The organism is Bacteroidota bacterium (assembly GCA_039111535.1).
In the GTDB taxonomy this organism is placed as follows: Bacteria; Bacteroidota; Rhodothermia; order Rhodothermales; family JAHQVL01; genus JBCCIM01.
This window is the reverse complement of record JBCCIM010000163.1, coordinates 1-14,590: the sequence shown is the minus strand read 5'-3', so window position 1 is coordinate 14,590 and position 14,590 is coordinate 1. Positions and strand designations below refer to the sequence as shown.

The window sequence follows — 14,590 nt, the reverse complement described above, 5'->3', positions numbered from 1 at the left end:
TTTGTAGAGGATACGCTGTTCGTCACCCCCTATATCGAGCCGTATTGAGCTTCTGATGGTCAGGTCCATCACGCTTTTGGCTTCAGAAAACCCTTCTTCTAGCTGCACCGCATAGCTTTCAGCCTGAAATCCACTCAGGTAAGCGTCTGTGTAAGGCTTTAGGGTGGACAAACGCCACGGGCCAAGTTCACGCACTTCGCGATCTGGCAACGACCGTGAGGCAATAATCAGCACGTCGTCAAAGTCATCCCACACGTTCCCGCTTGCGTGCGACCACCGCGTATGGCGTACCTGCCGGGTTCGGCGGACGCTTTTGCCGTTTACAACTGTGGTGTACGACTCAGTTGTATAGTAGTAGTCGCCCCGTTGGCCCTGGTAAGATGTTGCAGTGTTGGCATCGTAGGTCCAGTAGGGGATGTACACGCCTTTAAGCCGGCCTTCCTGCCGCGCAAGTGATTTGAGGACGCCTGGCGCAAACCAAAGGCTATTTAGCCACTTTTTGAATGCTGCCTGGCTGCCTTGCTGCGTCACGAGGAACGGCATGACGGCTTGGGGCAGAATTTCGCGTTTGGCCTGTTCGGTTTGTACAATGCTCGTCCCGCAAAACGGGCAGGCATCTGATACGATATTAGGGTTGAAACTCGATTCAGCCCCACACGCGTCACACTTGACGACCATAAGGTCGTGCATCGTCTCGCTTGCTGTATTTTGTGCGAGCTGGGCCCGGTAGTCTTGTTCGACAATAGGGGTTGATTCAACTTCGATGAGATTTTCGAAGCCACAGAAATTGCATGCCAGCGAATGGGTGCCGGGTACAAAGTTCAGTTCTGCGCCACACTGCTCGCAGGGAAACTGCCGCTCAGCCATTTTCTTGTCTGATTACTGGGGCGGCAGGGGAGGCGGCTGGGTGGAAAGCAATGCAGAAACTTCTGGTACATCCGCTGCTTTTGCCCAGTTAGCCATACCCGGTTTCCATACGAGGGTACCGGCTGTAAGGCTACCAGCAGCAGCCAGTTCGCTTAGTTTTGCCGTATCAAAAGGCCCGGCTTGCTTGCCATCTAGTGCGACGTGAAAGACCGCTGCATTAGGGATAGGTGGCGGCGTTTGGGTGCTACCTGGCGCTGTGTTGCCGGACATAGCCTGACCCATCTGATTTGCGATGGCAAAGCCCATACCCATGCCAATACCTCCGGAAGCCGTGCCGCCGGGGTTCTCTGCGGCTTTTTCCATGGCTTCTGCTGCCTGAAACTGGGTGTATTTGGTCAAGTCTCCGATGACACCCATACTCGTACGCTTATCCAGTGCTTTCTCAACTTCTGGCGGAAGCGAGATATTTTCAATAAGCATGGATGTAAGCGTGAGCCCGTATTCATCAAATTCTGGCGCCAGCTTCTTTCGGACAAAGTTGCCCAGTTCATCGTAATTGGCTGCGAGATCGAGTACGGGAATGTTGCTCTCGCCGAGCAAGTCGGTATAGCGGGAGACAACCATGTTGCGCAACTGACCGGAAAGGTCGTCCATCGTGAAATAGCCATTTGTCCCTACGAGTTGCCGTAGAAACTTTGCGGGGTCGGTGATCCGTAAGGCATAGGTGCCGAACGAACGTAACCGCACCGGTCCGAACTCAGGGTCGCGCAGCATAACAGGGTTTTTAGTGCCCCATTTCTGGTCGGTAAACTGGCGTGTATTTACAAAGTAAACTTCTGCTTTGAAGGGACTTTCAAACCCGTGTTTCCAGTTCTGCAATTTGGATAGAATTGGAATGTTGGGTGTTTCGAGGGTAAACGTACCCGGCTGGAATACATCAGCGAGTTCACCCATGTTGACAAATGCCGCTGCTTGTCCTTCGCGTACAATCAGTTTGGCGCCGTACTTGATTTCGTTATCGTGGTGGTCAAACCGGTAGACCATGATTTGATTGGAATCATCGAGCCATTCAATGATGTCGACAAATTCGCCGGTAAGTTTTTTCCAGAGCGACATTACGTTAAGCGTATAGGTTTTGGGATAATGGGCCGGACAGGGTTAACGAGCAACCAGCCGGCGCAGATCCGCGGCCGGCATGCTGTAAATGCATACAGCATTGAACGATACTAAATCTGCCTTTATAAATGAAATGGTAAAGCTAGAATTAGTTACCACATTTTGATTTTTTCAACCCGCGCGTACATATCCAGATTGGTTATGATCTCTTCCCACAAACTTCGATAGGCTTTGGCTGCAGCGCTGCGCGTATCATAGGCAAGCAATGGCGCCCGCTCGATGGCCATGAGCTCAACTTTACTGGAGAAGGGGACCTGGGTATGCAGGAAGCCTGTTGTCCCATTTTTCCTAAGACCGGCCACCTCACGGTGCAGTTTTTTTCTGCGGTCTATCATCGAGAAGAACGGAAACACAATCAGGTTCTTCTTCGCTTCTTTTTTGAGTTGTTTTTTGAACAGGTCGTAGCTGCTCAGGGTGAGTGGGGTTGGAATAACAGGAATTAAGAAAACATCAGCCAGTTGCTGCAATGCCTGGGTGTAGGCGTTGTACCCGGCCGGACAATCGATAAAGACATACGCATACTTGTCGGAAAGCGACGCCAGGTGCTTTTTTATGGCTTTAACAGGTTTGTTGAGATCACCGAGTTTTTGATCCAGCTTGTGCAGGGAGAAGTCAGCCGGCAGCAGATGGAGGTTTTTATATGCGGTACGCTGAATTTGAGGCTTGAGACTTTTCTGCGGAGAGGAGAAGGGTTTTATGCTTTTTGTTTTAGAGGCCTCTGTATTCAACAGCAACGTAGCAGAGCCTTGCAGGTCCATATCCCAGAGCAAGGTCTTGCAACCCTTTCGCGCTGCAATGTAAGCAAGGTTGACGGCTGTCGATGTCTTACCTACACCTCCTTTGATGTTGTAACACGCGATAACCTTCATGTTGACCGACACACAATAATGAACACAGCGAAGAACGTCCCGTCTGTTACGGGCTATAAGTTAACAAATTATTACTCAGATTTGAAACGACACTTTCATTCGAGGAAGTATCGGTTTATTCTGTAGAAAATAAAGCGCGTTTGACAGCCTGATTGCGCCAGTAATATCGGAATTTATCAAGAGTATACATGAAAACGATTATCCTATTTCGCCACGGCAAATCTGATTGGAATGCAGACTACGGGCAAGACCATGAACGTCCGCTTGCACCCCGTGGCATCAAGGCTGCCGGCGCCATGGGGAAGTGGTTACGCGATACCGGACAAATTCCAGATCATCATGTTTCTTCTTCAGCAGTGCGGGCACGCACAACGTTGCAACTCGCAAAAGAAGCCGGTGCGTGGGGTGGTGAAACGCATATTGTACCTGCACTATACGAGTCCTCTGTTGCTGATTATATAGAAGTGGCCCGGCAAACACCAGATACGGCGGATAGTGTGATTCTAACGGGGCATGAGCCAACCTCTTCTGGTACGACTCGCGCGCTGAGCGGTGGCGCTATCGTACGTTTTCCTACTGCTACAATGGCCAGGATTGACGTCGATATTGCATCGTGGAAAGAGCTGGGGAGATATCCGGGTCAGTTGATCTGGTTTATGCCGCCAAAGTTTCTGGGATGAAGGTGGGAGATGACGGCCAAATACACACCGGCAGTTTGAATCTGCAATACAATTTGTCCGAGCCTTTAAAAAACAGGAGAGGATGACCGATACAGACTGTGACGCATTAAACGTCGTGAGTCACTTCCCGATTTATCCTCACCTGAGTCATGCTGGAAGCCAAATATCAGAGCGAAGAAGAGTTGCTCAACCTGCACAAAGAAATCACAGCCGCCTTCGAAAAAAGCACCCGTGAAAACAATACGGACTGGCTAAAATACTTCTGGGAGATCATGATGGAGGAATCCAACATGAGCAAGCAGCAGATTATTGACCTGATGCTTGATGAATTGAACAGGGGCAACGAAGAGTCACGTGAAATGCTGGAGTCCATCCTGGCAAACACGATTGAAGCCTGACGCTGTCGGTTTGCCTAAGCGATAGCTGCTGAGCAGATAACGGTCCAGAAAACAAAAATGGCCCAAAAACTGCGCTGGTAGATTTTTTTAGTCTTTTCCATGGCTGTAAAGTCCGGGGGTGAACAGGATACAGCTTTTCTACGGACACTTCCGTGGGACAGACTACTACGCAGGATTCCTTTGCCGGCTAATTCCTACTCCTTGAGGAGTAAAAAACGCGCTTAGCCCGTACCTGTACTTTCCGTAGGGGGCGCGAGCTTTCCGTTGGCGCCACTCATCATCACGGATAGCGGCTTGAAGGTCTCGATGTTGCCCAACACAATTTTGATGGTAGCCGTGATGGGTACCGCCAGAATCATCCCACCAATACCCCAAAGCCACCCCCATACAATCAGCGAAACAAGGATGAGTAACGGGCTGAGGTTCAGGTTGTAACCCAGAATTCTTGGCTCAAGGAAATTCCCCATCAAGACCTGTACGGCTCCTAGCAGGATCAGCGTTACAATCGGCACCATCAGTCCATCGAACTGGAGCAGGGAAAGCAGGAACGGCAGAATAATCGAGGCCATGGAGCCCACGTTTGGGACAAAATTAAACAGGAAGGTTGTGAAGCCCCAGATGATAGGGAAGTCTACGCCCATGAACCAGAGCACAAGAAAGGTTAGCAAACCCGTGATGAGGCTAACCAGGGTTTTGGTAAGGAGGTAGCGCCGAACCTGGCTACCAATATTCTTAATTGTGAGCGTAATCCGATCTGCCATTTCTTCAGGAAAGGCCATTTTCACCTTTTTCTCAGCTTGTCCGGAGCCAATGAGCATGAACAAGAGAAAGAGGATAATCAAAAAGGCTGTGCTGAGGAAATTGAAAAGTGTATTGAGGCCGGCACGGGCTGCTGTGGAGATGTAAGAGAAATTGAGCTGCGGCAATTCAACTTCTTCTGCCGGAATACCAAAGAAAAGCGCAAAGCGCTCAATGAATGCTTGGCCATCGCTAACAAGGAGCTCAAACTTGCCTCTGTATCCCGGTAATTCTGCGATAAACTGGCTGATGGTAGAGGTCAGTATGATGACAAACAGAAAGCCTACCAACGTGATTGATGCCACAACGGCCAACATGGTAAACGCAAATGGCACCCCCTTCTCGTGCATATAACGCACAAGTGGTTTTAACAGGATGGTGATCATTGCTGCAATAGCAAACGGCAAGAGCACCACTTTCAGCTCCAGGAGCACGAAGCCAATGACAAACGTTGTCAGGATGCTCAGTAATATTGCGTTTAGCCTTGCGTAAGGAGGTGCTGTAATCACGGGCAACAAAGATGTGACAAAACCGGGTGTGAAAGTGTGGCGGCTGGGAGGCTAAAGACGTCTTAGTCCGGGCTTTCGTAAAAGACGTACGGTGTGGAGTAGTCGCTGATTTCGAAATAGACCTTTTTTTCTCCTGGATCCACAACGCCGTTCAGGTTTTCGTCGAGAACCCCGTAGCCAAAACGGTAGGGGCGCGACTGGCTGCCTCCGGTAGCGTTGGCTGTGGTCAACTTGTCAATTTTTAGAAACCGACGGGCGACGTTATCGCCGGCATAAACCTCGAGGACCCCATTGGTGCCTGTCCAGTTTTGCACTGCGCGGCCAAATCGATTCTGTGTTTCCTGTGTACATCCGCTAATTCCCAACACAGCAATGCCGGCAAGGACAAGAGAGGCCAAATGTTTCATATAAGTCAGGTAGAGAAAACGCTGTAAGACAGACGCTGATGGAATGCCGGTTCGAATGCCGGACGAAACGCCAAGATGGAATGCGCTAGGGTCTGGTCATCGTACGTCTTTCAAGGGATGAGGTTCGTCGTATCAGGTTACGATTTCGTTTTTTTAGCGCTACTGCGAGATTCGCGTTCCTGTTCGTATCCTTCTGCTGCATCAAGAGAAAGCGATGGGCCGGTTGCATTGGTGCTGGACGTGTCGCCGTAGGACCATGCTTTTTCCCGGTTTTCTTCCAGTGCCAGGTTAATTTTATCTCGTAATTCTGATAACACTTTGTGACGTTTCTTATACACACGCCAGCAGTTCCATCGTGCCAGGAAAAACAAGGCGGAAAAGTTGCTCGAAATGAAAAAACACGCCGATAGGTTACTTTCCGCGATGCTGGCTATGGTCCCTATGGTAAGAAACAAAAAAGGAATCAAGTAGCTCAGCACAAGCGGATTGTCTTGCCTTTCCTTGATGGTGATGTGCGTATTATTGTTGACGGGCTGTGCCTGCACAAGTGCTGGACTTGCCCCTGTGCCCGAATTGGTCCATTCAAAGCTGTTCTTCAACGTGTCGAACTTTCCCCTCGACTTCTTGAAAGCGCGCCTGATTTCTACCAGGATGCGTTCCATGGCATCTTCATTTAGCTTGCCGGGCACCTGGTACTTGAATTCAATGGTTTGCGGAATACCCCAGAAGCCCGCTTTAATTGCTTCCTTTTCTGGCACATCCAGGTTTTGCAGGGCAACGCGTATGTATTTTGCATCAATGCCGGCTTCGGCTGCGAGGCGCTCGATTTCCTCCAGGCTAAGCCCGTGGTTCATGTTGTACTGCGCCTCAGCATCTGCTTCCTGCTGCTTTATCGCAATACGGAGCAGCCGGCCAACTTCTTCTTCGGAAAATATGCGATTGTCAGAGTCTCTCATCAAGGGTGTGTCAACGTGTAGGGTGGGCTACATAAGATACCAAAAACTTGTACAGCAGTTCATCTACCTCGGTGGTTTTGGCAAGGCCGGCGATGATTTCTTGAAAAGCTTCCTCCGTTTCAACTTCGGTATAATGATCTCGGTACGCGTAAAGGCGCTCTTTTTCTCTGGCAGCATCAAGTTCGCTATGGAACTGGGTGCCATAAATGGGCTTGTCCGCTATTCGGAAAGCCTGGTTTGACTGCGTGTCGCTGAAGGCCAGGTTGACTGCTTCCTGCGGGAGCACGCTAACGCGATCGTGGTGCCCCATATTGGCCTTGAAACGCGTAGGGAAATTTTTGAACAGCGTATCTTGCTGACCCGCCGTATTGAGTTCGATCCAATGGCATCCCATCTCAGTGAGGTCTTTGTCGTAAATCACCTTGCCGCCAAGCGCCCGCGCAATAATCTGGTGTCCCCAGCAGGAGCCGAGCAAAGGAAACGCGCGTTGATCGGCTGTTTGAACAAGGGCGAGCAATGCCGGCATCCAGTCATAGTCATTTTTAGCAGAGAACTCGCCGGCACCTCCGATGAAAATGGCATCGTAAGCTGAAAAAGCATCATCTGGTAAAGGCTCCATGCACACATTTACGCTGGCTATCTGATGCGGCGCAACCCGGCAGCGCTCTACAAAACACTGCATTTCCTGATCCAGAATGGCCGGATCAGTGCGCGCCTGAATAAGGAGCAGTTTCAAGTTATCCAACGATGGCGTTTTATCCATTGAGGCGGGCATATGATAAGAAGGTGTTGGGGTAGGGTACTCAGGTGGTAATTAAGTCGGCAAAATTTGTTTTCAACGCAGTATACAGCAGATGTAAGGGTAACCCAACTACATTGTAAAAATCACCTTCAATTCGAGATACAAAGAGCGCACCACGGTCGTCCTGGATGCCGTACGCGCCGGCTTTGTCCAGTGGCGAGCCAGATGCTACGTATGCATCTATTTCTGCGTCTGACAACGGGGCAAAGTGTACAGCGGTTTCTTCGCACGCGGTTACGCTGCGATTGGAGGCGGGGTGGGAAAGGGCAATGCCTGTGTACACAAGGTGTTGCTGTCCGGCCAGTCGGCGCAACATTGTTTTGGCTTCAACAGGAGAGGCAGGTTTGCCGAGGACCTCGCCATGGTGCACGACAATCGTATCCGCAGCAAGGGTGAGCCCATCAGGATGCTGCGGACTGATGGCCGCACACTTTCGTTCGGCAATGGCAGACGCTATGTCTGCTGATGACTGAGCGGGATCAAAGTCTTCTTCAACATCACTAACGTGAATCGTGAATTTAATACCCAATTGCTTGAGTAAGTTTTTGCGGCGCGGCGAACCCGACGCAAGAATAAGAGGACACGTAAATTGCATGCAAGGAAACAAATTAATTGGTCTTTCTTCCTGTAATTGTTGAGATATATGGCAGCGCCAAATAACATACAAGTCCAATTGATATAAGCAGAGCAAGGATGCTTAACCAGTCGCCGAAGGTGGCGTAAACGGACGTTGTTCTATAGTGCGGTATGTCGACATCAACTACTGTACGCTGCATCCAGGTGGTATTGGCAATGGTATCGCCCGTCTGATCTACAACCAGGCCTGGTCCGCTGACTGTATTTATCGCAAGTGCGCGCCGCGTCTCTATGGCCCGCAGTGTAGAAAAGGCGAGGTACTGCGCCGGTGCAAATCGAGATCCCCACCAGCCAATATTTGACAGCGCAACCAGGAAATCTGCACCTTCCTTGATGTACTTGCGGGTGTATCCGCCAAACAAAGATTCAAAACAGATGAGCACCCCAAGGTTCGCGTCGGGCATCGCCATTGTGTTTTGTGAATGGCCGGGTTGGTATCCTGCAACACCGCCGGCATCTACACGAAACTGACCAAGTTTCCGGGTGAGGTTTTCAAATGGGACCCGTTCTGCAAAAGGCACAAGCTTGTTCTTGTTGTACCGAATTCGGGTGCTGTCTCTATGCAGAACAGCGCTATTGGTAAACGCAGTAGGACCTGTGGCATCTGGGGCTGGGAGTATCGCGCCGGCCAGTAAAGGCAGTTCCTTTGTCTGTAACCAGGCACTAAGGTGCTGGTGATGTTGGTTGCTGTTATCTGCCACCAGTGGAAGGGCAGTCTCTGGCCAAATCACCAGTGCGGGGGGCATCGCTGTCTGATGCAGACTATCCGTTAGTTGAATCAACTGTGTAATCCTGCTGCCATCATATTCATCTGTCCATAAGATGGACGGAACTGCGGGCTGTACAAGCGCTACACGCGTTGTTGTATGATGCTGAGGTAATGTGTTAAGCCGTATGAGGCCATAGAGAAGCGGAAAAAATAGCAGCACAATGGCGCAAAGCAGCAATTTTTTCCGGATGCGTTTGTTTTTAGCGAGCCACAATCCTGTATATATAAAGTTAAACGTTAAAACCCAGAGGCTAAGTCCGGCTACACCAGATACATCTGCCATTTGCCTGATGTAGGGCGCATGGGCGAGGGAATGGCCGAGTAACGTGCCGGGCATTGCAAGGGGCCCGTGGGTCCAGAAACTTTCAACGGTCAAGAAAAAGGCGCAGCATGCTACAGCGCCGGCAAGATAGCCTGCTTTTTTTTGAACAAAATTGCCGGCAGCAAATGGCAATGCCATCGACATGGGCAAGAGCAAAACACCGGATAGGGAGGCAAATGCGGTATTGGTAAAAGGGTGTCTAAGGGGCCAGGAGAAGGTAATTGCAAAAAGAATCAGGAAGACAAAGAAAAAATCCAGGTATACTTTACGGGTGTCAGCCTGTGAGAAGCTGTGGCGCAAAACGGGTATCAAAGCGACACAACTTACAAAAGGTAACGGGAAGGGAGGGAAACTAACGGCTAGTAGTACCCCCGACACCACAACAGCCGGCCAGGTCCTCGGCTTTCTAATATGAAAGTTGTTTGATTTCAAAAGTGTGAATAGGATAAGAACGTGCTAATTATCATATTTGGTCAAAAGCGTATAACGATTTAGCGAAAAGAACCGGCCCGGGTGCAAGAGTAGGAATACATTTTGATCCTATACAGGGCTCCTTTCATTTGTAAAATTAATCCTGCATCCTTGCACTTTTTTAAAAAACGGGTTGTTTTTAAGCTGTAAAGTCTTAAAATACAATTGTTTTAGTAGTGCGCCCTACGGCTGTTGGATTGCTGTATACCCGTTTATCAGGACCCAAGTCTACCCCTTTGTTCATTTGTCCTGAGGATGCAGCGTTGAGAATCTAGTACTTATGAATCAGAATAGTGAAAACGAAGGTGCAAAGCGTTCGCCGCTCAGTTATGAATTGATTGTTCGTAACAACAAAACATCCAGGGAATCGGGTGCGCCACATCTGATTCTGCGGAAGCAGCGAAAAGCTACGGATGAGCTCAAGGTGGAAGCGGCAGACCTTGCAAAAGAATCCGCACCAGAGACTGAAGAAGCGCCGGCTGAAGCAAAAGATGTGATCGAAAAAATGGTTACTGCAGAGCGTGTGTCGGATTATATTTCTTCGCTCAATGACCATGTGCCTGATGACATCGCGCGTGTTGTGGATGCCATTATCGAAGAAGAGGGGAAAATGCCAACCAATTTGCCGAAGCTGGATGATCAACTTTCAGCTATTTTCCCGGGCTCTGATGTGAAGGATTATTCGGGTGATGATTTGTTTTTCGAAAAAGAGTCTGAAGAAGAAAGCACACCCAAGCCAGCAAAGTATACCAACAGGGTTGAATACGAAGATCTTTAGCCCGTTCTTATCCTTCCGTTTGAAGGGTAATTTCTGGCTACATGAAGAAGATTTCCATCCTGCTGTTTCTGTCTCTTGTTTGCGCTATTGTTGTCATTGGGCTTGGTGGCGCCGGCGGACGCTTTCCTGCTGTAGCGGCATTGTTGGACCCGGTTGAAGGGCTATATCACAACGCCCGCAAAGCATTACCGCCAACTAATCAATCTATTCAAATCCCTGGCCTTACCGGCCGCGTGGTTGTGCAACGCGATGAACGCAGTGTGCCCCACATTTTTGCAGACCATTCCCTGGATGCAGTAACCGCACTCGGCTACCTAACCGCACAAGACAGGCTTTTCCAACTCGATTTTGTGCCCCGTGTAGCATCAGGCCGGCTATCCGAAATTCTCGGTTCATCCATGGTTGAAACGGACCGTTTCCTTCGGCAGACCGGGATGTTATGGGGTGCAGAGAAAAACTTGCAGCGCCTGGTCGCACAGGATAGCACAGAACTGGCCCTCGTACGCGCTTTTGTGAAAGGCGTCAATACCTACCTTGCCGGGCTCGAATACGCGGACTATCCACTCGAATTCAAGCTGCTTGGTTACAGCCCTGAGCCGTATACAGAAATGCAGGTATTGCTTGTGCTGCAGTATATGGTTTTTGATCTCACTTACCGGTCCGACGACGTAATTTACGCTGAACTGCAGGAACGTCTGGGACCTGTTTCTTATGAAGCCCTGTACCCCGAGCATTCTGACCTCGCCGTACCTATTATCCCGGAAAAAGGTGGGATGGTGAAAGCACAGGACAAGCGAGATGTGTATACACGAGATGGGCTGGCTGCCGGTGGATCCGACGTGTTGGCGCGGAAGCATGCCTTGCAGCAACAATGGGCCGGTACACCGCTTGAAGGATTTCTTGAAGGCAAGGGTTCAAACAACTGGGCTGTAGGACCAGAGCGTTCGACAACAGGAGCACCTGTCATTGCCGGAGACATGCACCTGGCGTTGTGGTTGCCTTCCATCTGGTATGAACTGCACATGGTAACCCCGGACATGAATGCCTACGGTGTTACAGTGCCGGGCGCACCGTTGCCCGTGGAAGCATTTAATGACCATGTAGGCTGGGCATTCACCAACACAGGATCGGATCAAATTGACCACCTCAAGCTCACGCTGGATGAAAGCAGGACCAAGTATCTCTATAATGGCGCTTATCAACCCATGACCCTGGTACCGGATACGCTACGTATCAAGGGGCAACCGCCTGTAATCGATACGCTTTATTATGCCCATTGGGGGCCTGTGACCATTTCTGATGATGATGCGATTGCGCTCCGTTGGGTGGCACACGACTCTACGCGGACCCTGCAAGCACTTTGGAATATGAACAGGGCTACTGATTACGCCACATTCCAGGAAGGTATATCCCATTGGGATACGCCCATGCAAAATATTATTTATGGGGATGATGTCGGCAACATTGCAATCCGCTCCACAGGCTACCTTCCCATGCGAAAAGCGGGCCATGGAAGGGGATTGCTCGATGGGTCCACAGATGCTTTTACCTGGACGGGGCGCGTGCCCTTCGACGAATTGCCGCATTCGTTCAATCCGCCGCAAGGCTTCCTGACATCAACCAATCAGGAGCCGGCTGATTCCTTGTATCCACATTACCTCGGCCACGACTGGCGCTCTAACTACCGCTCGCTTCGCATTGATGCACTCATGCAAGGCAAGGCATTACATTCTGTAGAAGATCTCAAGATGTATCAATCGGATGTTTATGTAGTGCAACGTGATCTCTTTGTGCCACTTTTGGAGCAGGTCGATGGGTTGTCGGAAGAAGCATCGTCTCTCCGCGAAATGCTGGTCAACTGGGAAGGTGTTGCATCGGTAGACCGGGCTGAACCGCTCGTGCTTGAGCTGTATCTCGAAAACTTGCGTACCCTCGTTTGGGATGAGCCGGCCTTTGACTCGCTTCGTAATCCCATGGACGCCCGCCTCTACTTCTTGTTGGCTAATGAAATCGAAGGACCGTGGCTCGACAGGCAGGGCACCGAAACGGTTGAAGGTGGCGCAGACGTCATGCGTTCAGCGATAGAGCAAACGGTTGCACAGTTGCAAGAAACTTACGGATGGGACAGCGAAAATTGGCGATGGGGGGATTTGCATAAAGTTGTATTCCGACATTTCACACGCTCTGATGCGTTGCAGGGCCTCTGGCGCGGCCCCTATGCTTTCCCCGGTTTTGCAGAGACCTTGTCGCCGGCGCGTAACCTCACCACCACGCACAGTGCCAGTTGGCGCATGGTTGTAGATTTCTCTACCTCACCACCCACCGGATACGGGGTGTATCCGGGGGGGCAAAGCGGTAATCCGTTCAGTCCATTTTACGATCATCATCTCGATACGTATCTCAAATTTGAACATTTCGAATTGTTTCGGCCTGCCTCTCCATCTGAAATGCCGACCGACCGAATAACCGCAATCCTCGAAATTCAGCCTGAATAAGGCGAATTTGCAATTCAATATATAAAATTGAAGCACGTCTGTAGTCATGAACAGATGCTTGGGTACTATCCTAGTAACCTGGGCAAAATGGGTCTGATAATTGCAGCTCTATGGCCCTGACTTTTGCATCAGCTCTATTTCAAATAAACAAGGAGACCATGAAAAAATTGATACGCATAACAACAGCATTTGCGTTGTTTTTCGTTTTTAACACTTCTGCTTTTGCGCAGATCCGAATCAACGAAGTAGGTACCAACGGTGTTGATTTTGAAGGAGCAACCAAATGGGTTGAGCTCTACAATGCAGGGGATACCGAAGAAAATGTATCCAACCTGATCTTTTGCGACTTCCCGCAATATCCTGCCATCAACAGTCTGGCCGTTCTCGCTGGCGATGTAACCATTCCTGCTGGCGGATACCTTGTTGTATCCTGGGCAACACTCGACAATGACAACGATGGAGACGCTGAAGTAGGTCTCTATGCCGCAGGTACGGGCGACTTTGGCGATGAGTCATTGATGCTCGATTACATGCAGTACGGTACAGGAGACCATGCCCGCGATGGTACAGCTGAAGACGCCGGCCTCTGGGTCGACGGTGCATTTGTCCCAGCCGCCGGCGCCGGCCTCAGCCTCCAGTTTGTTGACAACGGCACGCCGGGTGTCGGAAACTGGGTGGCTGCTACACCAACGCCAAATGCCGAAAATCCAACTGCTGAAGTACCCATTCGCATCAGCGAAATTGGATTTGATGGTGTTGATTTCGACGGCGCTACAAAGTGGGTAGAACTTCAGAATACAGGAGACACGGATTTTGATATCACAGGCCTGATCCTCTGTGATTTCCCGGACTATCCAACGGTTCATGGCCTGACTGCTCTAGACGGTGGTAGCGCCATTATCCCTGCCGGTGGCTTCCTGGTTGTTGCATGGCCAAATCTGGATGCTGACGACGATGGAGACGCCGAAGTGGGCTTGTACAATGTAGGTACTGCTGATTTTGACGATGCCGGCTTGATGCTCGATTACATGCAATACGGCGAAGCGAACCATCGTAGAGAAGGCACTGCCGTTACGGCTGGTGTTTGGGAAACCGGTGCTTTTGTGGCTGCGCCAGCTTCTGGTTTAAGCTTGCAGTTGGTAGATAACGCCGCAACGGGGGTAGCCAACTGGGTAAGCGCTCCTGCGACGCCAAATGCCGAAAACAACATGGCAACCAGCATCGAGGAAGGCGAAACACCGGATGTATTTGCACTGCATGCAAACTTCCCGAATCCGTTTAACCCAACAACCACCATTTCTTACGATTTGGAGCGCGCCGGCCAGGTTGCGCTCGAAGTCTACGATATGCTCGGACAGCGCGTAACAAGCCTGTTCAACGGTGGGCAGGCAGCCGGTAGCCACGCATATGCATGGGACGGCCGCGATGCGCGTGGCAACGTGGTTTCTTCTGGCGTGTACTTCTACCGCCTCACGTTAGACGGCAACTTCAGCCAGTCCCGCGTGATGACCTTGTTGAAGTAAGGAGATGGGAGTAAGGAGAGAAGAGTAAGGAGTTTGGTGTTAATGCTTGAACGTTCAGGCAATCCACTCTTTACTCCTCACTCTTTACTCCTCACTCTTTACTCCTCACTCTTTACTCCTCACTCTTTACTCCT

General features: G+C 50.4%; 14 protein-coding genes. 5 read left to right on the top strand and 9 right to left on the bottom strand.

Annotated elements, in window-relative coordinates; all coding sequences use genetic code 11:
• The 3 genes from AAF564_20345 to AAF564_20335 form a co-directional block, all read right to left on the bottom strand.
• A partial coding sequence (locus AAF564_20345) for a hypothetical protein (protein ID MEM8487913.1) occupies nt 1-867 on the bottom strand: 867 nt, incomplete at its 3' end.
• A 12-nt stretch (nt 868-879) separates the two neighbouring features.
• Nucleotides 880-1,983 (bottom strand): SPFH domain-containing protein, encoded by a 1,104-nt coding sequence (locus tag AAF564_20340; protein MEM8487912.1) that lies wholly within the window; start codon nt 1,981-1,983, stop codon nt 880-882.
• 152 nt (nt 1,984-2,135) lie between these two features.
• The gene (locus AAF564_20335; GenBank protein ID MEM8487911.1) at nt 2,136-2,912 is read right to left on the bottom strand and encodes a ParA family protein; all 777 of its coding nucleotides are present in this window, start codon (nt 2,910-2,912) and stop codon (nt 2,136-2,138) included.
• A gap of 188 nt (nt 2,913-3,100) precedes the next feature.
• Between AAF564_20335 and AAF564_20330 the strand changes: the two genes are divergently transcribed.
• Nucleotides 3,101-3,592, top strand: coding sequence for a histidine phosphatase family protein (locus tag AAF564_20330; GenBank protein ID MEM8487910.1), 492 nt, complete (start codon nt 3,101-3,103; stop codon nt 3,590-3,592).
• 149 nt (nt 3,593-3,741) lie between these two features.
• Entirely contained in the window at nt 3,742-3,990 is a 249-nt protein-coding gene (locus AAF564_20325) for a hypothetical protein (GenBank protein MEM8487909.1), read from the top strand.
• A gap of 221 nt (nt 3,991-4,211) precedes the next feature.
• Here the strand turns inward: AAF564_20325 and AAF564_20320 are convergent, their stop codons facing one another.
• From AAF564_20320 to lnt, 6 genes are all read right to left on the bottom strand, one after another.
• Complete coding sequence (locus tag AAF564_20320; protein ID MEM8487908.1) at nt 4,212-5,297, bottom strand: AI-2E family transporter; 1,086 nt, start codon at nt 5,295-5,297, stop codon at nt 4,212-4,214.
• 62 nt (nt 5,298-5,359) lie between these two features.
• Complete coding sequence (locus tag AAF564_20315) at nt 5,360-5,704, bottom strand: hypothetical protein (GenBank protein MEM8487907.1); 345 nt, start codon at nt 5,702-5,704, stop codon at nt 5,360-5,362.
• Between the two features lie 137 nt (nt 5,705-5,841).
• Complete coding sequence (locus AAF564_20310; GenBank protein ID MEM8487906.1) at nt 5,842-6,660, bottom strand: hypothetical protein; 819 nt, start codon at nt 6,658-6,660, stop codon at nt 5,842-5,844.
• 10 nt (nt 6,661-6,670) lie between these two features.
• Nucleotides 6,671-7,435 (bottom strand): type 1 glutamine amidotransferase, encoded by a 765-nt coding sequence (locus AAF564_20305; protein MEM8487905.1) that lies wholly within the window; start codon nt 7,433-7,435, stop codon nt 6,671-6,673.
• A gap of 28 nt (nt 7,436-7,463) precedes the next feature.
• On the bottom strand, nt 7,464-8,057 hold the full coding sequence (locus AAF564_20300) for a Maf family protein (GenBank protein ID MEM8487904.1): 594 nt from the start codon (nt 8,055-8,057) through the stop codon (nt 7,464-7,466).
• Between the two features lie 13 nt (nt 8,058-8,070).
• On the bottom strand, nt 8,071-9,567 hold the full coding sequence (lnt, locus tag AAF564_20295) for an apolipoprotein N-acyltransferase (GenBank protein MEM8487903.1): 1,497 nt from the start codon (nt 9,565-9,567) through the stop codon (nt 8,071-8,073).
• A gap of 373 nt (nt 9,568-9,940) precedes the next feature.
• Here lnt and AAF564_20290 point away from each other — a divergent pair, with 373 nt between their 5' ends.
• From AAF564_20290 to AAF564_20280, 3 genes are all read left to right on the top strand, one after another.
• On the top strand, nt 9,941-10,438 hold the full coding sequence (locus tag AAF564_20290; GenBank protein MEM8487902.1) for a hypothetical protein: 498 nt from the start codon (nt 9,941-9,943) through the stop codon (nt 10,436-10,438).
• 41 nt (nt 10,439-10,479) lie between these two features.
• On the top strand, nt 10,480-12,933 hold the full coding sequence (locus tag AAF564_20285; GenBank protein MEM8487901.1) for a penicillin acylase family protein: 2,454 nt from the start codon (nt 10,480-10,482) through the stop codon (nt 12,931-12,933).
• A 158-nt stretch (nt 12,934-13,091) separates the two neighbouring features.
• Nucleotides 13,092-14,456, top strand: coding sequence for a FlgD immunoglobulin-like domain containing protein (locus AAF564_20280; GenBank protein MEM8487900.1), 1,365 nt, complete (start codon nt 13,092-13,094; stop codon nt 14,454-14,456).
• The last annotated feature ends 134 nt before the right edge of the window (nt 14,457-14,590 follow it).